The sequence below is a fragment of the Pseudomonas sp. FW305-20 genome, assembly GCF_058788075.1.
The window spans coordinates 307,946-325,675 of sequence record NZ_JBYTAJ010000001.1 but is presented as its reverse complement, the minus strand read 5'-3'; the positions used below and the strand labels follow the sequence as shown (position 1 = coordinate 325,675).

Genomic DNA, 17,730 nt, shown 5'->3' with positions numbered 1-17,730 from the left:
CGATTTTCTCCAGGGATTTTGGATGACTCGCGCCGAAGGCTTGCCTTGGTGCGCTGTTGATATGATAATCATAGCAACTGCAAAAGAGGCAAGTCCTTATGTCGGTAAACACAAGTGCTGTTCAAACCCTGTGCCCGATTGCACGGGCCGAGGCGGTCGTGGGGGACCGCTGGACCGTACTGGTCCTGCGTGAGTTGTTCATGGGGAGCCATCGATTCGACGAAATCCAGGCGCAGACCGGAGGAACCCCGCAAATGGTTGCCGCACGCCTGAAAAATATGGAGTCTGACGGACTCGTCGCTCGCCGTCCCTATAACGAGCGGCCGCCACGCTACGAGTATCACCTCACCCCGAAAGGGCAGGCCTTCTATTCGGTGATCCTTGCGCTGCGCGCGTGGGGTGAAACCTGGTGCAAGTCGCCAGAGGAAGAGTTGGCGGTCGTTTACACCCACAAAACCTGTGGCCAGCCCGCCGGGCTGGGGCCGCTTTGCGAACATTGCGGCGAACTGTTGCGCCGTGAAGAGCTGATCAGCGAGCCGAGCGCCGCCTACATCGAAGAACGAAACGCACGGCGTGAGGCTTTCAAGGGGAATCGCATCCAGTCATAAGGACGCGCGGTTCACCACTGCTCAACGCCTTGATCAGTCGGTGTATGCCCTCACCGAGACGCTGTTGCTTCCGGCGAAAACCCAGCGCTTCATCGAGCTCGCGATCTTCGGTGCCGGGACGCAATGTGAGGATTTAAATCCCACGGATTACCCGCTCAGGAAAAGACATGTAAAACGGGCGCCTTCAAGGCGCCCGTTGTTGTACTTTGCACTGTGTACAGGCGCTAGTTCATTTCAACACCAGCAAGCTATAAACCCCGCCCTCGCTTTCGATCCCATGGGTGTCATGGGTGAAACCCGGGAAGGATCTGTCGAAGGCTTCCAGTGCCTTGAGATAGGCCAGCAACGGGCCGTCCGCAGTCCCGGCGTTTTCGCCCGGCATCAGCAATGGAATGCCCGGTGGATACGGCACGATCCCGGTCGCAGCGATACGCCCGGCGGCTTCTTCGAGTGTCACCCGTTCGATGTCGTTTCTGACCAGTTTTTCGTAGGCCTCCACCGGGCTGAATTCGGCTTTGGGCAGTGTGCCGAACGCCTGGGCCATGTTGGCGGTGGTTTTGTGTTTCTTCATGGCGGCGAAGATTTCGTCGGCCAGGTCCTTGAGGCCCATGCCGGCATAACGAGCCTGGTTGGCGGCCAGCAGATCCGGCAGGCACAGTTCCAGTTCGACGTTGTCGTCATAATCGCGTTTGAAGTCGAGCAGGGCATTGAGCAAAGTGCCCCATTTGCCTTTGGTGATCCCGATAGAGAACAGGAACAGAATAGTGAAGTCGGTGGTTTTCTCGACCACGATGCCCTGGCGTCCCAGGTAGGCCGTGAGCACACAGGCCGGGATGCCCGAGTCGAGCAGGTTGCCGTCGTCGCCCATGCCGGGGCTGAGCACCGAGACCTTGATCGGGTCGAGCATGCAGTAGCCTTCTTCGATGTCGCCGAAGCCGTGCCATACCGCGTTGGGATGCAATACCCAGCAGTTCGGCTCGGTTTTCAAAAGCACCGGGTCGACTTCATGGAACGGCACGGTGGCCGCGCCAACCTGCACGGTCGGCGGCTGCCAGCAGGTAAAAAACCACTCTTCCTTGCTCAACATCTCGTTGTGCATGCGCGAGACTACCTGGCGGAAACTGATAGCCTCTTCGATCGATTCGGTGGTGAGGATTTGCCCGCTGGGCGCGTCCATCATCGCCGAGCTGACGTCGCATGAAGCCATGATCGCGTAATTCGGCGAAGTCGAGGCATGCATCATGTACGACTCGTTGAAGCGACCATGATCGATCGGGTTGCGGCCGTTACGCACGTGAATCATCGAGGCCTGGGAGAGGGCGGCCAGCAACTTGTGGGTCGACTGGGTGGCGAACACCGTCGGCTTCGAGTCGTCGTGATCGTCCGGGCTGCCGTGCATGGCGTGGCGCTCGCGGTACAGCGGGTTGAAACGCGCATAACCGTACCAGGCTTCATCGAAATGCAGACGATCGACGCTTTGCCCCAGCAACTCTTCGACGCGGGTGACGTTGTAGGTCAGGCCGTCGTAGGTGGAGTTGGTGATGATCGCGTGGACGGGTGTCGGGTCGATGCCTTGCTTGACCAGCGGGTTACTGGCAATGGCGTCTTTCACGCCGCTGGCGCTCAGGGTTTGCGGCAGGATCGGGCCAATGATGCCGTAGCGATTGCGGGTCGGTACCAGATAGGTCGGGATGGCACCGGACAGGGTCATCGCATGTTCGGCGGACTTGTGGCAGTTGCGGTCACACAGGGCGATCTGATTGCGCGTAACGCTGGCCATGAGGATGACGCGGTTAGACATCGACGAGCCGTTGGTGACGTAGTAGGTGCGGTGGGCCCCGAACACTTTGGCGGCGTAGCGCTCGCCCTGGCCGATAGGGCCGCTGTGATCAAGCAGCGAACCGAGTTCGCCGACCGAAATCGACAGGTCCGAACGCAGCAGGTTCTCGCCAAAAAACTCATAGAAAGCGCGCCCCGCGGTGCTCTTCAAAAAAGCTGTGCCGCCAGCATGTCCAGGGGTGTGCCAGGAGTATTCATAGCTTCGGGAAAACTTCACCAGCGCCCCGAACATGGGAGGCAGTGCGGCTTGGCGATAACGTTCGATGGCTGCCAGGATGCGCCCGCTGAGGAAGCGGCTGGTGTCCTCGGGCAACCAGATGAAGTCGTCGGCGTGCTGCATGACCACCAGCGGAATGCTCGACGCGGTACTGCGATCGCTAATCAGGAAAACCGGCACGCGGGTGTTGCGCTCACGCAGACTGACCAGCAGTTGGATGCATTCCTCGTGACCTGCGCTTTTGTCCATCTCCCAGCTGAGTAGCACGCATTGAATGGCTGGGTCCGAGCGCAGGATCGACGTGGCATCGCTCAGGGTTTCCGACGCCAGCACCTGGACTGCGCGTTCCTCCACATCGTTGATCAACTGATCCAGGGCGCGACCGAAGACGGTGCGTTTGTCCGGCGGGCTGCTGACCAACAGCGTGAGCATTCCAAGCGAATGTCTATGTTCCATCATGATTAAGCCTCCACTCTGACTGCATGCAAGTTATTGACCGGCACCGGTTTGCCCGTGATGTGCCGAGCGTTGACGGTCTGTGTTGGTACGCTGTTATTGAGTGCTTCGAGGCGGATCAGGCGGTTGTTGACGAAGCCGAACAGCGTATAGCCGAAGATCGTTGCCACGCCGCCGAGCATCAGCGCCTGCGGGCCCGAGCTGTAGAGCGCCAGGTAGCTGTAAGCCGCAGCCACCCACGCAATGATGTTGGTGGCCAAGGCCTTGCCCGCCGGTACGTTGGACACTTTTTGCATGGTCATCAGCGCGGCCATGGATAGGATGTAGGGCACCAGGTTGGTGACCACCGCGAGGTTGACGAGTGTGTCGAACTGCTTGCTCAGGTCAGGGCTGATGGTGAGAAAAGCCAGCGCCGTTTGTACTGCCAGCAGCACCAGCATGCCGATAATGGGTGTTCCGGCCTTGTTGGACTTGGCAAAGATCGACAGGAAATAACCGGTATCCGCAGAGCTTTTGTAGACCTGAGCGATGGTGAATTGCCAGCCCAGCAGCGAACCGATGCACGCCAATACCATTGCGGCCATCACAATGTCGCCGACCATAGGCGTGAACATCTTGGCAAAGACCAGCCCGAACGGTGCGGTGGAGGAGGCCAGTTCCGGGTTATCGACAATGCCGGCGATGACGTTGGTAGAGACGATGTAGATCACGGCTGCACCCAGGGTGCCGCCGAGGACCGCAATCGGTACGTTCTTCTCCGGATTTTCCACAGCATCGGTGTTGGCGCATGCCGACTCGAGACCGAGGAAGGCCCACAAGGTGATCGCCACCGATGCACCTGCGGCATCGAACCAGCCCATGTTATGCGGGTTCCAGCCGGCGGCGTAGACACTGCTGTCGAACCAGAACCAGCCAATGGTGGATACCAATACCACTGGCGCAATCACCCCCCAAACCGTGATCGCACCGATCCGGCCGGTAATCCGCGCGCCGCCGAAGTTGGCGAAAGTGGTGATCCACAACAGAGCGATGGTCGCCAGACCCACTTGCAGTGAATCAAGCTGAACATGGAACAGCTCCTGGATATAGCCGACCGCGGTAATACTGATCGCCACGTTGGCAATCAACAGCGAGAGGCCATAGGTGTAGTTGGTGATGTAGTTGCCTGCCTTGCCGAAAGTGTATTCGGCATAGCCGCCCATGCCCCCGGTCTTTCGGCTGAGCATCCCGCAGCGCGCAAAGGCATAGGCCAGCGCCAGGGAGCCGGTGGCCGTGATCAGCCAGGAAAGGATGGAAATACCGCCGACTTCGGCAAGTTTTGTGGGGAGTAGCACAATACCGGAGCCCAACATGTTGACGGCTGTCAACATCGTCAGTTGCCCCACTGTCATTTTCTTTGCGACTGACATTCCGTTGCCTCATTTGTTGGCGGGAGAGAGCGTTAGCTATAGCAAAGGATTGAATTGGCGCAAGAAACGTCCGTACGACAGGAGAAAAACCGGCTATAGCGCACTTAAGGCATTTTGCTGGCCCCGAAGATTGAATCTTTTGACCAAAATCAATTTACTTTCAGTTAGTTGGGATCGAATTTAAATGCGGAATGTGATGGTTGCGCTGATTTCGTTAGGCCTGGCGAGCGTTGCCGCCTCTGTCCAGGCCAAAGAGCTGGCATCGAGTGATCGTTACATTTGCAGCTGGGGCGCAGGTACCGCGGCAAAAGCCCAGGAACTCAAGCTGTCCGGGGTTTCCCTGTATGCAGCGCGGCAGAAGCTACATACCTACAAATTCAGCAAGCCGTGGATGCACATGATGGCGATGGGCATTACCGAGCAGACCTATGACAGTCATTCGCGGATGAAGCCCGCAGCCCTGCGCGAGAGCTTTTACGAGGAGTGCGTGCGGTACAAGTTGGCACGCAAATAAGGAGGGTGGACCGCCACAATCATCCGGACACGGTTCTGCGCCGTGCCGGCCTGGTACGTCAGTCGGGTAATTGAGGCCTTTCCTGTAGAGGGAGAACTATCGAGTCCTTCTCAGGTTTTTTGCCTTTAACCTCCTGAGCATACCCATTACCGGCCGCAGGAGAGGCACCCTGTCAAACAGGGAAAGCTCATGCAGGTCGGTCCGCGAGGGCCTTTGGTAGCCGCAATTCCAGGTGAAATAGTAAGCCGAAATTTCTTTGTTCTTATGAATGAGCGTATTGAGAGCCGCGTCATAATGCATTGGGCCTCCGTCAGGATGTCCCGGTGGCCGCTCCAGAATCTCGAATAAAAAATCCCTCAATTTCCCAAAGCACTTCCCGTTTACAGCATAGAAATGGGCCAGGTGTATTGGCCGGTCGACTGCTTTCCAGGCGGGCAAGTTTGAATTTTCTTCAAACGGATGCCCGAAATAGACGATGTCCCACTCCAAACCTTCCAGAGCCTTGATGGCCTCTCTACCGTATTGAGAAATGTGTCTGGAAAACTGTATGTCGTCCTCCAGGATCAAGACATTTTTCAAATTCAGGCGGATTGCCTCTTCCAGCACCCCCAGATGACTCAGAAAGCAGCCTCTGACGCCGACGCTCGGGAAGCCATTTCCCTCAGTGGGCGTAATAGCCTCAAAAAAGCCTGTTTTTTCATCATCGATGTGAAAGCCGTTGCGAGTGAACTCTTCAACTGTTTCTAAACGGCGATCCTTTCTTGACGAGATATTGATGATTCTTACTCGATCAAAATATTCGATCACATTCATCTGTCAGGTCCTTGGCGCAGACAATCAGGGCAGCTGGATTGGGGAACCCGAGTGCGGAAAACACCGTGCGGGCAGCATCAGAGCAGGGCCACTTTCTGCATTTCCTGACGGCTCGGCGTCAGCTTCCATGACCTCAACCTGACAGGCTGAGTACTTGGCGCTTTGTCCGTTTCTCTATCGACCCCGGATTGCAGTATAGGCAGCATTTCGTCTCGTAAATCGGTATGCAGCGGATAGGTCTGCTAGCCCTTTGGCGGATCGCGGATACAGAGCGAAGTCTTCAAGGTCTCCTATACTGGATCGTTCCGAGAGTGTCCCTACCCTTCACAGCGAGGAGAACGCATATGACCATTCGTATTGGCGACGAAGCACCGGATTTCACCGCCGAAACCACTGAAGGCACGCTCCATTTCCACGAATGGATTGGCGACAAGTGGGCCATCCTGTTCTCACACCCGAAGGACTTCACCCCGGTCTGCACCACTGAACTCGGTTATATGGCCGGGCTCAAGCCGGAGTTCGACAAACGCAACACCAAGATCATCGGTCTCAGCGTCGACCCGGTCGGTAACCATCAGACCTGGTCCAAAGACATCGAAGAAACCCAGGGCCATGCAGTCAACTACCCAATGATCGGCGATGAGAACCTGGTGGTGGCCAAGCTCTACGACATGATTCACCCGAACGCCAGTGGCGGCGCTCGTACTGCCGTGGACAACGCAACGGTGCGTTCAGTGTTCATTGTCGGTCCGGATAAAAAGATCAAGGCGATGCTGGTCTACCCGATGAGTGCCGGGCGCAATTTCGATGAAGTATTACGGCTGCTCGATGCTATCCAGTTGAACGCCAAGCACACCGTTGCCACTCCGGTGAACTGGCGTCCGGGCGAGGACGTGATCATTCCAACGTCGGTATCCGACGACGATGCAAGGAAGAAGTACCCGGAAGGCTTTAAGACGGTGAAACCGTATTTGCGTACGGTAGCGCAACCGAAGTAATGGTCAGGTGATCATCCTGCCTTCAATCGCGATGCAGGCGTCGTCGGTCCAGTGCATGGCTTTCCCTGAGCCGCCGTAGCCCGTTGCGGGGAAGCTGTTCCGGGTCGACGCCAACAGCCCGAAGCGGGCTGACGCCTCATGCGCAAAGCCATTTCACAGGGATAGAATTTACTGGGTTGCGGGGCATATTGTGGCGTTATTTTGACGCCATCCACCCTGAATTTAAATTTGGATTTATTATTGTGACGAGCTATTGACGTAATGGCGATGTGCTTATAGGCTCAATTTAGCCGATATAGATTTCTTAAACCGACAAAAGAATAACCCCCTTACGCAAGGAGGCGGTGTTATGCGCTCAACATTTGTCATTAAATTCGTGTTGTTGTCCGTGATCCTGAATGGTGCAGCCGTTGCTAGTGCGCAGGCGACCAGTCTGGCCTATGAAATTAGTCGCATAGGCAATACCAGCGAGGCGTTGAGGCCCAAACTTGGCGCGGTTCTTGAGAAGTATGCGGATGGCGCTTCGCTTACTTTGGGAAAGGGTCTTGGTTTGCCTTCGTTGATCACCGATATTTATTTCGATAATGCCGATTCCTCCAAATTTAATGGTGTCATCGATCACGCTGACTCAGGCGTTGGCGTATCCGTCAATTCTTCTTCGAGTGACGGATTAATGGCGGCGGCAAACAATAAGCAGATCAAGACTGATTCGGCAATCCAGGTTAAAAGTCTGGCTGAAACAACTGATACCAATCAACCGAATGCGGTACCGCTTTCAGCGGCAGCATGGTTGTTCTCTTCCGCATTGATTGGTTTTATTGTGGTTGCCAACCGACGGAAGATATAGATGGATGACACTAAGCGTTGGTTGTAAGTATGGATATAAAGTTAGTTGCATCGGCAAAGGTTGCCATTAACAGATTGACGGTGTTGCAGTTAAACCGGCTCAAGCGGGTATGGTGTGGCTAATATTGACGCAAATACGTCGAAGGCAGCTTGCTTGTTCCAACCTGTTGTTAAATAACGCTATTTTGTTGTCTTGCACTAACGTTCCGGTTTCGGGTGTGTTGCATTGTCGGAATTGACCACCCGGAAGCTCAAAGCGATCCTGTTTGGTAATTTCTTTTGCGTGAAATGGGCTAGAGTCATTTGACTAGGTTTTTTTGTTCTAAGCTCTTTGCATGGCTACTTAGACGGAGGGATCCCGATGTTCCGTTCATTGATACCTGTGCTGTGCGCGCTGGCCGTTTGGCCCAGCATTTCCAATGCCGTCGAAAATGACGGGGCTTACAAGCTGAATCAGGGAGACAACCTTTCTATTTCCGTTTGGGGGGAAGACAAGCTCAAGCAGGATGTACGCGTACTCCCCAACGGCAGCATTACCTTTCCGCTGGTAGGGCGAGTCGATGTTGAGGGGCTTGATACCACCGCTGTCGAGCAGCAAATCGCTGCCAGGCTTGAGAAATTCATACCTGATCCGCAGGTGAGCGTGGTCGTCACCGGCACCGAAGGTAATCTCGTCTACGTTCAGGGCAAAGTGCTGAAACCCGGCACCGTGCATATGTCAGGTCAAACGTCAGTGCTGCAGGTAATAAGCATGGCGGGTGGGCTCGACAAATTCGCCGATAAAGACGACATTAAGGTCGTGCGACTCAACGGGACTAAACAAGAGATCCTGCGCGTCAACTACAGCAAGTTGATGTCGGGGGATGACATGTCCACCAATTTTCTACTTAAAGCCGGCGATACGCTGGTCGTGCCTTAGCCTTGGCACTAAGGATTATCTTGCTTGGATTTCGAACTACCGGGGTTGCGACGGCAATCCTGGCTTTGTCGTGTTCGGACATGGCCTCTGCTGCTACTTGGCAATCAGCTATAGCCGTGCCTTCGACGGTCGAGTACGACAGCAACCCACTGCTGCTCACGAGTGATGAGGAAGGGGTGACTCGTACCATCATCGCCCCCGATTACAGCCTTGTGGGTACTTCCGGGCCGGATGAGTACCGGTTCGGTCTGGGGGTGAATATCGTGCGTTCGTCGGATACGTCGATCGTTTCGGACCGTGAAGATCCCAGATTAAGGTTGGGGTGGCAGCGCGAGACCGAAACGGGGGCTTTTGGGCTTGTGGCGAGGTATGAAGAAAACTCTACGCTTTCCACGGTGGTCCAGGAAACCGGCGTAGTTGCCTCTGATGGCACGCAAAAGATGTATTTGGTGGGCGGCAACTGGAGCACTGCTCTCAGCGAGCGAAGTACCCTGGTTAACGAAACTGACTACACTCATGTCACTTACGATATTGATTCACTGACCGACTATGACGAGCTGGCAACCCGCTTCAGCTGGAACTATGCATGGAGTGAGCAGGTCGAGCTGTTCACCCGTCTTGGCGTGAGGCGCTATGAGCCGGAGGAGGGTTCTGCGGTGGCTTCCTCAAACAGCTACACCCCAACGACCGGCTTGAATGTCCAATTCTCCGAGCGGCTACGGGGGACGGCTTACGTGGGTCTCAACCAAGTCTCCGGCACAGATAGCGGCCCAAAAGGCCAGGGCGGTTTATTGCTGCAATATGCCGGTGAGCGTATTGATACCAGCATCGATGCCAGTCGCAGCACGCTCGCCAGTGGCGACGGTGGTTTCGTCGAGGTTGATGCCCTGAGAGGTTCATGGAGCTATTCGATCGACGAGACCCGACGCACCGGTTTCGATGCTTCCTGGCAAGACGCCAAAGGCCGGACGCCTAATACCCTGCAAAATTACGGTGCCTGGTTTAGCCAAGAACTCTCGCCTTTTTGGATTGCCCGCCTATCCTACACATACAAACAACGCCAGCAAGATGGCTTGCCGGATGCCACTGCAAACGTAGTCGGGCTGACGCTGACTTATAGTTATCCCGGTCTCTGACATTCAGCTGTGTGAGAAATATGGCCACTGAATACGAAATGTCGTTCAACGACTACCTAGCTATCATCAAGCACCACGCCCTGCTGTTGATCGTGAGTTTCGTGGTCATACTCGGCGTTTGCGTAGCGGTAGCAATCTCTCTCCCGCCTACCTATGAGTCATCCGGCACGATACTGGTGGAGTCTCAGCAGATTTCGCCAGACCTGGTGGCGGCCAACAACAATACCTTTGCCGATGAGCGTATCGAAGTCATTCGCCAGCGCGTGATGACCCGTGAGCATCTGGAAGGGATCATCAACAAATACAATCTTTTTGCTTCGCAAAGTCGGCAACTGACCGTTACCGAGAAGATCGAAGAAATGCGCAATGCGATTGTGGTCTCCCTCGTCAGTGCTGCCGTCAAGGGGCGCGGAGAGGTGACGATTGCTTTCCGTCTTTCCTTTGAGCACCGCCAGCCAGAGATTGCGAACAAAGTTGCCAAGGAGCTGGTGACGCTGTTTCTGGATGAAAACATCAAGCAGCGCACCGAACGCGCCAGTGAAACCACAGAGTTCCTGACGCAGGAAGCGGACAAACTGAGGGTGGAACTAGAAACCCTTGAGAATCGGCTGGCGGACTTCAAGCAGGCACACAGCAACGCGCTGCCCGAGCATCAAGAGCTGCGCATGAACATGTTGACGCGCGCCGAAACCGAGCTGAAGGAGATCGACCGTGACTACAAGACTGCCCGTGAGGAGTTGCGCTTCAATGAGTTGGAGCTTTCCGCCGCAAATGCCGGGCTAGCGACAAGACCTGGAGCACTCGGTACGGCTGCTGATAAACCACAGGATCTGGCTAGCCTCAAAGCGGAGTACATCCGCTTGCAGTCGCTGTATACGCAAGCCCACCCCGACGTGCGTGCCGTCAAGCGCAAAATTGCTGCACTTCAGGCCGGCAAAGGCGCTGGCGCATCAGCTTCGGTCAATCTGGACGTTGCCAGGGCTCAGGCGCGGATCTCCGCAGCCGAAGCACGGATCAAGTCGCTGGCCGATCAAAAGCAGCAAATACTCGGAAAAATAGCCGAATACGAGGCACAAATTATTGAGACGCCGCAAATCGAGCGCGGCTTGGTCACGGTGATGCGTGACCATGATAATGCTCGTAAAAAATATGAAGAAATCCGCACCAAGGAAATGAGTGCGAAAATTTCAGAAAGCCTGGAGCAGGAGAACAAAGCCGAGCGTTTCGTTCTTCTGGAATCGCCGCTGATGCCCGAAAAACCGGTACGGCCAAACCGTAAAAAAGTGGTCGCCATGGGTTTCTTGCTTGCCCCGGTGGGTGCTGGCGCGCTGGTGATGCTCCTCGAGATGATGAGTCAGCGTGTGCGCGGTGCCCAGGCCTTGGCCAGCGTGCTGGGTAGACGCGTACTGGTCTCCATTCCTTACATTCACACCAAGGCTGAACTGGCACGCCGCAGGAAGTGGCGAATGCTATCGATCGTCTGTGGAGTCGCATTAATCGCGATTTTTCTAGTGCTCTTGCACTTCCTCTATATGCCTCTGGATCTTCTGATATTTAAAGCTTTGGGCCGGTTTGCATAAGGAATATAGCCATGGAAATAATCAATTCCGATACCGAAAAAGCCGAGCAACAGACCTCGTCAAAAGCCATGACACCGACCGCGCAATCAACAAGTCTGAATGCGCTCAGTTATGTGCAAACCAAGGTTGTACCTTTGCGACCGGGTCACCTTGAGCGCAACCGAATTGTGGCTTACAACAAAAATTCGAATGTGGGCGGAGCATTCGATCTACTGCGTACACAAGTGCTGAAAATCATGGAGGAAAATGGTTGGCGCACGCTCGCCATCACCTCGCCGACCCCGGAGGCAGGCAAGACGGTATTGGCTATAAACCTGGCGATGAGTATTGCGCATCACACCACCAAGACGGCGTTGCTGGTGGACTTCGACTTGCGTCGTCCGAAGGTGGGTGAATATCTGGGACTGCCGATGGATAAATCGCTTAATGAATTGTTGGCAGATGAAGCTGAACTGCAAGAGGTACTGGTCAACCCGACTTTGCCGCGCTTTGTAGTCCTGCCGACGCGCGAGCCGATTCCTCTTTCCACCGAAGTGTTGTCATCGCCTGCAGTGAGCCATTTGATTGCTGATCTGCGCGAGCGCTACAACTCACGCATCGTGATTTTCGACTTGCCGCCGTTGTTGAGTTCGGATGATGTGATTAACGTCCTGCCCAGGTTCGACTGCGTCCTGCTCGTTGTCGCTAATGGATTGAACAGCAAGAAAGAGATCGAGGAAAGTCTGCATCATCTTGGCACAGCCAACCTGATTGGCACGGTGTTGAACAAAGCCGAGCCTGAAAACCGCTCTTACTACTAGAGCATCATCCGCACGAGGTCGGCGCTATCGGCTGGCGCCGACGCTCAGTGCCAAGGGTACTTCTGCTCCCAGCTCCAGGCATGCGCCACTATCTGTTCAAGTGAGCCAAATTGCGGGTGCCAGCCAAGTAATGTGTTGGCCCTGCGGGGATCGGCCACCAGGCGGGGTGGATCGCCCGCGCGACGTGGCGCTGCGCTGACAGATATAGCCTGGCCGGTCACGTAGCGCGCGGTATCGATCACTTGCTGTACTGAGAAACCTTGACCGTTACCGAGGTTGAACGCCGTGCTTGCACCGCCTGCCAGCAGATAATCCAAGGCAAGCGCGTGAGCGGCAACGAGGTCGACAACGTGGACGTAGTCGCGGATGCAAGTACCGTCAGGTGTGTCGTAATCACAGCCGTAGACGGTGATGGTTGCGCGCCGTCCCGAGGCTGCTTGCAGGATCAGGGGCAGCAGGTGGGTTTCCGGTTCATGGCGTTCACCTAACTGTCCTTCAGGGTCTGCTCCGGCGGCGTTGAAGTAGCGCAGGCAGACAGATTTCAGCCCGTATGCACGATCGAAATCTTCTAGCATCTGCTCCACCATCCACTTGCTGCGCCCATAAGGGTTGATCGCTGCCTTGGGATGCTCTTCGTCTATCGGTACATACACCGGGTCACCGTAGACTGCGGCGGTAGAGGAAAAAATGAAGTTTTTAACCCCGGCGCGAACCATCGCCTGGAGCAGCGTCAGGGTGGCGGTGAAGTTGTTTTGATAGTACTTGGCAGGTTCAGCGACAGATTCGCCCACCTGTATAAAGGAGGCGAAGTGGAACACAGCATCAAAGTGGTGTCTCGCAAACAGGACATCCAGTGCCTGTTCGTCGGCTATGTCCAGTTCGACCAATGTCCCGCCTCTCAACGCGCTGCGATAACCCGTTGAGAAATTGTCTGCCACCACAAGATCGTGACCTGCGCTCAGTAGCTGCTTCACCATGTGCGAGCCAATATAACCCGCGCCACCCACCACCAAAAATTTCATCCTGATCTCCGATTTCCTGGGCGCTTTGCTGTGAGCTCGAATGATTGTATAGCGGCAATCAAGGCAGGTCGCAAACAGCTTCTTCATTTGTTCCTGCATGCCAAGGATGCACAGCGCCAAACCTTGCAGCTCGCTACGTCTGGAGCACCAAACGAGGGAGTATTTTTGAACGTAATGCAGCGAGTACGCCAATTGGAGCTACCCTCTGAGGAGGCATATGGGCACCCTGCGGGAATAATTACCAATGAAAAATTCTGTCAAAATTATTGATAACTCATTAAGAATATTAAAAGCAGAATGGCCAAATTTAGTGTTGTGGTCATATTTGCTTTCACCCTTGGTGGTTAGAACGCTGACAAGCTATCAGTACTCTAAAATTGATTTGTTAGTCTTTTACACCCTTGGCATGTCGGTGTTGTGGCTTTTGGCAATCAGATTTATTTCCTCCAATCAATTCAAGGTTCACCTCATTCTACTGCCATTCTATTTGGTAGCAGCTATTGATCTCTTTTTGGTTTTGAACTTCAACTCGAGATTGACGGCTGCCTATCTGTTTATTGGCTTGACGAACTTCCAGGAAGCAAGCGAATTCCTGCCGACTTATTGGCGACCCATCAGTATCGTTTTGATGATTTTCATACTGTGCTATGGGGCTGGATTAATAGGCCTGCATAAACGCAAATTATATAAGAGCAAAGGTGTTTTTGTTTTGGCTGTTAGCGCCTTGATCGCAGGGTATGGGGCGTATTTTTATAAAACCGTTCAGCTTAACTCGTTCGGCAAGTCTGCAGTCATGGATCTCCTTGCAAAAGATCAAAGCACGCCAGTAGGTTATTTGTCGCAAATTACCCTTACTGCAAACTTGTATTTTGGGACGGAGAAGCTCATCAAACGTCGTCGGGAATCTGACGTAAAAATAACCAGCCTATCGGATCAGTCAACTATAGAAACCATTGTTTTTGTAATCGGTGAGTCATCGCGGCCGCACAACTGGTCCCTCTACGGTTATGACAAGGACACAACTCCGAATCTTGGTAAGCAGGCGGGCATTTTCAAGTTTAATAAGATCTGTACGACAGCCCCATACACCTCGTTCGCCGTGCCTTCAATGCTGAGCCTTGAGCCTATATCGGATTGGGACTCCATTGCGTCAACGAAATCGTTGGTGAGTATATATCGGGCGGCCGGGTACATGACCTATTGGTTGTCGGTGCAGGAAGTTGATAGTTTTGGCGGAATAATTCCACAAATAGCCGCCGAGGCACAATACCGTCAATACTTTGAGAGAAGTTATGATGGGGCGTTGATGTCGGAATATGAAAAAATACTCAATAAAAACGAAACGGAAAAGAAAGCCATATTCATTCATGTCAAGGGAAGCCATTTCGAGTATTCACGCCGATACCCGGAAAGCTTCGATCAATTCAAGCCGGCAACAAGCAGCTTCAAAGACAAGATCACTGCAGAATATGATAATAGTATTTTGTATACAGACTGGTTGTTGAGTACGATTATTGATCAGTTGAAGTCGAGCAAAAAACCATCCGTCTTGTTTTACTCATCAGATCATGGCGAAAACATGATGGATGACAGTCGAGGGTTGTTGGGTCACGGGATTGGCAATAAATATGATCTTCCGGTTTCGGCGTTTATCTGGGCGTCCGAGAATGTTTCAAACCAGCAATCGCTCAAATTTTTAAAGCTGAAGGAAAGAGAAAGTCAGAAAATAAGCATATCGTCCTTGCCCCATACGCTTTTAAATATCACCGGGGTTTTTACGAACAGGTATAAAAGTTCGGATGATTTATCAAGTGATGATTTCGTTTCGTCGAAATGTCCGCATTTACTCGGCGCAGGCTATGTTCCATCGTTTGATTTTGACGCTCTTTAAATACCCCTCGTTGAACAACGCCGCAAGGCGTTGTTCTCAGGTTGAGGCCGGTTACGGCGCCTAAGGTTGTGCTGGCGTGACGTCCTTTTTCAAGAACAACCAGTTTGAGGCCTGTAAGCCGTCGAGCTTGATTGTGTAGCGGCCATCGAGGTAGGTCGCAGGCAGTTTCTTCATTTGCCGCAGAATACCGTGGGTAAACAGTGTCAAGCCTTGCGGCGCCTGAATGGTTAGCGTGCCCTCGAGGGGCTCCACGTAAAAAGGTATTTTGTCGCCGTCTTGGGGGATGGCACGGGAGCCCAACGAAATCATTAAATCCTGCGATTGACCCAAAGGTGAGTCGTCCAGGCTTTGCACCGCCACACTGGCGTTGGCAGTCTTCACTTGAATCTTGATGTTGCCAAGGCTGATCGACTCGCCGCCGATCCAGCCGGTCGCAGCCTGGGTGCGCGGCGTATTGATGGTGTAGACGCCTTGTTTCCAGTTGCGCTTTAGCTCACCGGTGTCGGTCGTGGACTCGCTGGTGTTGGCGTCCAGCAGCGACTGGTCAGGATCATGAAATTCCTGTGCATTGCTTGGGATAACGCTCGGTTGCAACCATGGCAATTCCGGTGTCTGTGGCATCGCGATTTCCAGCTTGCCTTTCTCCATGGCTGTACGCAGGAAAGCAGAGCTGGCCGGTGTGATCATTTGATTGAAAAGAGTGCCTGGCGTCGGAGCGAAGACGTAGGTCGTCGTTGCTCCGCGAACGTCTGCACGGCGATAAAGCAAAGCGGCGGCGGGCAGGGTGGCCAGCATTGCAGGGTCGTTATAGGCATGCCAGTTATTGGCACTCATCCCGTTGCCGCCCATTGGCTCCTGGCTATAGGCATATTGCATCAGTGCATCCCAGCCTTGGTGGCTGGCGGTGCCGGCGATATAGAGTGGCAGCGAGTGACGGTCTGCTGTCGGGAAGGGCTCATTGTTCCACTCGGTAACGGTCAAGGGTTTGCCGACGACCTGGCCGGCGGCAATCCAGTTCACTATGCTTTCGCTGTAGTGCGGATTTTTCTCTATCTGTCCCGAACCCCCGTAGCTATGGACATCGATGACGTCCCCGGCGGTAAGGGCCGGCAGGGAGTTCAGGCCATTGCGACCCCAGCTACTGGTCGTGGCGATGGGGACCTTCACGCCTATACCACGCAAGTGTTGAATCATGTCGACGTTGAAACGTCGTTCCAGATCGTTAAGGAACATCTTGGAGGGGCCTGGCTCCCAGGAGCGCCAGGTCTGGTTTGCGGACAGGTTGTGCTGTTTGGCAAAAGCCTCGGCCTCGGCCATATAGATGCGGTTGTGTTTCGGTAAATTCTTGTCTGGCAGCAGGGCATTGCCAAAGTGGTTGGTGACGTCGTTTTCGTTGGTAATCAGTACGGCGGCAATCGCCGGGTCATCTTTGTAGGCGAGACCGGTATAGCTGTTTACATGGGTCAGGTAGTCTTCGGTAAAGCGCTTCATGGCTTTCTGAATGGTGAGATTCACATAGGAATAGCCCTTGAGATAGGTGTAGTTCTGTTCTTCTTTTGGCAATTCATCGAAGCCATAAATGTTGTCTTTTTCAGTAAAGACGCGCTGGACGTGCAGATCGAGCCAGACATAAATGCCTTCGTCTTTCAGGCACTTGATCCACCAGTCGATCTTTTTCAGCGATTCCGGGCTTAGTTGCTGGGTGCTGCGCGTGATCCTGCCGTCGCCAAAGATGTTCGGGAAGACCCATGGCGAGTCATGGTGGTGCAGTCGTACAAGATTGAAGCCCAGTGCTGACAGGCGTTTGGCCTGTAGCTTGATGGCATCGTCTGACGTGAGGAACAGCGAGTAGGCCGAAAGGTTGGTGCCCCAGAAACGCGCCACAGTGTTGTCGGCAAATTGCAGTTGCTCACCGGAGGCTTTGATGAAGCCGCGCTTGCCGGCTGGTTTTTCCTGAGCGTTGAGAAAGGACAGGTCGACTGGCGAGGTTTTCCAGTCGAGCTTGTCGGTCGGCCAGCTCTTGGGGTCCGACAGCCCGAAGCGCTCGGTTGTGGTTGGGCCGACCGTCACATCACCAGAAACGCTCAAGGTAGCCGTGAAATCCTGGCGGCCACGTTTGAGCGTGTTCTTGTAGAGAAAAGCACGCACCTCGGATTTGCTGCCCGGTTCAAAGTACACGCTCTCCAGTGCGGGCTCGAAGCGCATTTCGATGCGCCGCCCTTGTGCATTGCCCCAGGTCCAGCCGCGGTTGTCGGGTAGCAAAGTGGGCTCGCCCATTTCTCCAGCGAACAGAGCGGGGTCGAATGTGAAGACGATGCCACCACCTGAAAGGCCCGACTTCCCACTGCGTGCATCCAGTACAAAGTTCCAGGTCAGCTTTTGCTCGCCTTGCTTCTGAATCTGAGCAGTCAAGTCGAAATCCAGCGCTTTGTTTTTACCCGCGAAGGAGTATCGATAAGGGGTGTTTACCTTGAATTCAGGGTGCAAATACGTCCAGCCCCAGCTGGGTCCAAAAAACGAGAATGTCGTAACGAACACCGGACTGCCACCACGCTCCAGCATTGGCAGGCCGTTGCGCTCATCCACACTGACGACCCAGTCCGATGCCCAGGTGCCAAGCGGCCAAATGGCAAAAAGCAGCAGGAGCAGTATTTGAGGGCGGCGAGACAACTGGATCATGGG

14 protein-coding genes are annotated in these 17,730 nt (G+C 54.2%); 9 read left to right on the top strand and 5 right to left on the bottom strand.

Features of this window, described 5'->3' with window-relative positions:
• The first annotated feature begins 98 nt into the window (after positions 1 to 98).
• Positions 99 to 608, top strand: coding sequence for a winged helix-turn-helix transcriptional regulator (locus tag AC3WP4_RS01490; protein ID WP_102614231.1), 510 nt, complete (start codon positions 99 to 101; stop codon positions 606 to 608).
• A gap of 229 nt (positions 609 to 837) precedes the next feature.
• Here the strand turns inward: AC3WP4_RS01490 and AC3WP4_RS01485 are convergent, their stop codons facing one another.
• Together AC3WP4_RS01485 and potE are read right to left on the bottom strand one after the other, a co-directional pair.
• Positions 838 to 3,123: an Orn/Lys/Arg family decarboxylase gene (locus AC3WP4_RS01485; protein ID WP_102614232.1), complete on the bottom strand. Its 2,286-nt coding sequence runs from the start codon at positions 3,121 to 3,123 to the stop codon at positions 838 to 840.
• A gap of 2 nt (positions 3,124 to 3,125) precedes the next feature.
• On the bottom strand, positions 3,126 to 4,529 hold the full coding sequence (gene potE, locus AC3WP4_RS01480) for a putrescine-ornithine antiporter (protein ID WP_074877797.1): 1,404 nt from the start codon (positions 4,527 to 4,529) through the stop codon (positions 3,126 to 3,128).
• Positions 4,530 to 4,713: 184 nt separating this feature from the next.
• Between potE and AC3WP4_RS01475 the strand changes: the two genes are divergently transcribed.
• A complete protein-coding gene (locus AC3WP4_RS01475; RefSeq protein WP_074877794.1) occupies positions 4,714 to 5,043 on the top strand; it encodes a hypothetical protein in 330 nt (109 codons plus the stop codon).
• A 96-nt stretch (positions 5,044 to 5,139) separates the two neighbouring features.
• Here the strand turns inward: AC3WP4_RS01475 and AC3WP4_RS01470 are convergent, their stop codons facing one another.
• Complete coding sequence (locus tag AC3WP4_RS01470) at positions 5,140 to 5,856, bottom strand: glycosyltransferase family 25 protein (RefSeq protein WP_102614233.1); 717 nt, start codon at positions 5,854 to 5,856, stop codon at positions 5,140 to 5,142.
• Between the two features lie 344 nt (positions 5,857 to 6,200).
• On the opposite strand from AC3WP4_RS01470, the gene AC3WP4_RS01465 reads away from it, so the two are divergent.
• From AC3WP4_RS01465 to AC3WP4_RS01440, 6 genes are all read left to right on the top strand, one after another.
• A complete protein-coding gene (locus AC3WP4_RS01465; RefSeq protein WP_074877792.1) occupies positions 6,201 to 6,854 on the top strand; it encodes a peroxiredoxin in 654 nt (217 codons plus the stop codon).
• 349 nt (positions 6,855 to 7,203) lie between these two features.
• The gene (locus AC3WP4_RS01460; protein WP_074877790.1) at positions 7,204 to 7,701 is read left to right on the top strand and encodes a hypothetical protein; all 498 of its coding nucleotides are present in this window, start codon (positions 7,204 to 7,206) and stop codon (positions 7,699 to 7,701) included.
• A gap of 360 nt (positions 7,702 to 8,061) precedes the next feature.
• Positions 8,062 to 8,619 carry a polysaccharide biosynthesis/export family protein gene (locus AC3WP4_RS01455; protein ID WP_074877788.1) on the top strand — a complete coding sequence of 186 codons (558 nt, stop codon included), beginning with the start codon at positions 8,062 to 8,064 and terminating at the stop codon, positions 8,617 to 8,619.
• 80 nt (positions 8,620 to 8,699) lie between these two features.
• Positions 8,700 to 9,755, top strand: coding sequence for a hypothetical protein (locus AC3WP4_RS01450; protein WP_074880757.1), 1,056 nt, complete (start codon positions 8,700 to 8,702; stop codon positions 9,753 to 9,755).
• A 20-nt stretch (positions 9,756 to 9,775) separates the two neighbouring features.
• Complete coding sequence (locus AC3WP4_RS01445) at positions 9,776 to 11,335, top strand: GumC family protein (protein WP_102614234.1); 1,560 nt, start codon at positions 9,776 to 9,778, stop codon at positions 11,333 to 11,335.
• 68 nt (positions 11,336 to 11,403) lie between these two features.
• Positions 11,404 to 12,135 (top strand): CpsD/CapB family tyrosine-protein kinase, encoded by a 732-nt coding sequence (locus tag AC3WP4_RS01440; RefSeq protein ID WP_232252300.1) that lies wholly within the window; start codon positions 11,404 to 11,406, stop codon positions 12,133 to 12,135.
• 44 nt (positions 12,136 to 12,179) lie between these two features.
• On the opposite strand, the gene galE is transcribed toward AC3WP4_RS01440, so the two are convergent.
• Positions 12,180 to 13,157 (bottom strand): UDP-glucose 4-epimerase GalE, encoded by a 978-nt coding sequence (gene galE, locus AC3WP4_RS01435; RefSeq protein WP_074877781.1) that lies wholly within the window; start codon positions 13,155 to 13,157, stop codon positions 12,180 to 12,182.
• A 244-nt stretch (positions 13,158 to 13,401) separates the two neighbouring features.
• Here galE and AC3WP4_RS01430 point away from each other — a divergent pair, with 244 nt between their 5' ends.
• Positions 13,402 to 15,048 (top strand): phosphoethanolamine transferase, encoded by a 1,647-nt coding sequence (locus AC3WP4_RS01430; RefSeq protein WP_102614235.1) that lies wholly within the window; start codon positions 13,402 to 13,404, stop codon positions 15,046 to 15,048.
• 60 nt (positions 15,049 to 15,108) lie between these two features.
• Here the strand turns inward: AC3WP4_RS01430 and AC3WP4_RS01425 are convergent, their stop codons facing one another.
• A complete protein-coding gene (locus tag AC3WP4_RS01425) occupies positions 15,109 to 17,727 on the bottom strand; it encodes a glycosyl hydrolase family 5 (RefSeq protein WP_102614236.1) in 2,619 nt (872 codons plus the stop codon).
• Positions 17,728 to 17,730 lie beyond the last annotated feature (3 nt).

What these genes read in the sequence shown, in the direction of transcription:
- AC3WP4_RS01490 (WP_102614231.1), top strand. Translation starts at nt 99, where the DNA reads ATGTCGGTAAACACAAGTGCTGTTCAAACCCTGTGCCCGATTGCACGG.
- AC3WP4_RS01485 (WP_102614232.1), bottom strand. Translation starts at nt 3,123, where the DNA reads ATGATGGAACATAGACATTCGCTTGGAATGCTCACGCTGTTGGTCAGC.
- potE (WP_074877797.1), bottom strand. Translation starts at nt 4,529, where the DNA reads ATGTCAGTCGCAAAGAAAATGACAGTGGGGCAACTGACGATGTTGACA.
- AC3WP4_RS01475 (WP_074877794.1), top strand. Translation starts at nt 4,714, where the DNA reads ATGCGGAATGTGATGGTTGCGCTGATTTCGTTAGGCCTGGCGAGCGTT.
- AC3WP4_RS01470 (WP_102614233.1), bottom strand. Translation starts at nt 5,856, where the DNA reads ATGAATGTGATCGAATATTTTGATCGAGTAAGAATCATCAATATCTCG.
- AC3WP4_RS01465 (WP_074877792.1), top strand. Translation starts at nt 6,201, where the DNA reads ATGACCATTCGTATTGGCGACGAAGCACCGGATTTCACCGCCGAAACC.
- AC3WP4_RS01460 (WP_074877790.1), top strand. Translation starts at nt 7,204, where the DNA reads ATGCGCTCAACATTTGTCATTAAATTCGTGTTGTTGTCCGTGATCCTG.
- AC3WP4_RS01455 (WP_074877788.1), top strand. Translation starts at nt 8,062, where the DNA reads ATGTTCCGTTCATTGATACCTGTGCTGTGCGCGCTGGCCGTTTGGCCC.
- AC3WP4_RS01450 (WP_074880757.1), top strand. Translation starts at nt 8,700, where the DNA reads ATGGCCTCTGCTGCTACTTGGCAATCAGCTATAGCCGTGCCTTCGACG.
- AC3WP4_RS01445 (WP_102614234.1), top strand. Translation starts at nt 9,776, where the DNA reads ATGGCCACTGAATACGAAATGTCGTTCAACGACTACCTAGCTATCATC.
- AC3WP4_RS01440 (WP_232252300.1), top strand. Translation starts at nt 11,404, where the DNA reads ATGACACCGACCGCGCAATCAACAAGTCTGAATGCGCTCAGTTATGTG.
- galE (WP_074877781.1), bottom strand. Translation starts at nt 13,157, where the DNA reads ATGAAATTTTTGGTGGTGGGTGGCGCGGGTTATATTGGCTCGCACATG.
- AC3WP4_RS01430 (WP_102614235.1), top strand. Translation starts at nt 13,402, where the DNA reads ATGAAAAATTCTGTCAAAATTATTGATAACTCATTAAGAATATTAAAA.
- AC3WP4_RS01425 (WP_102614236.1), bottom strand. Translation starts at nt 17,727, where the DNA reads ATGATCCAGTTGTCTCGCCGCCCTCAAATACTGCTCCTGCTGCTTTTT.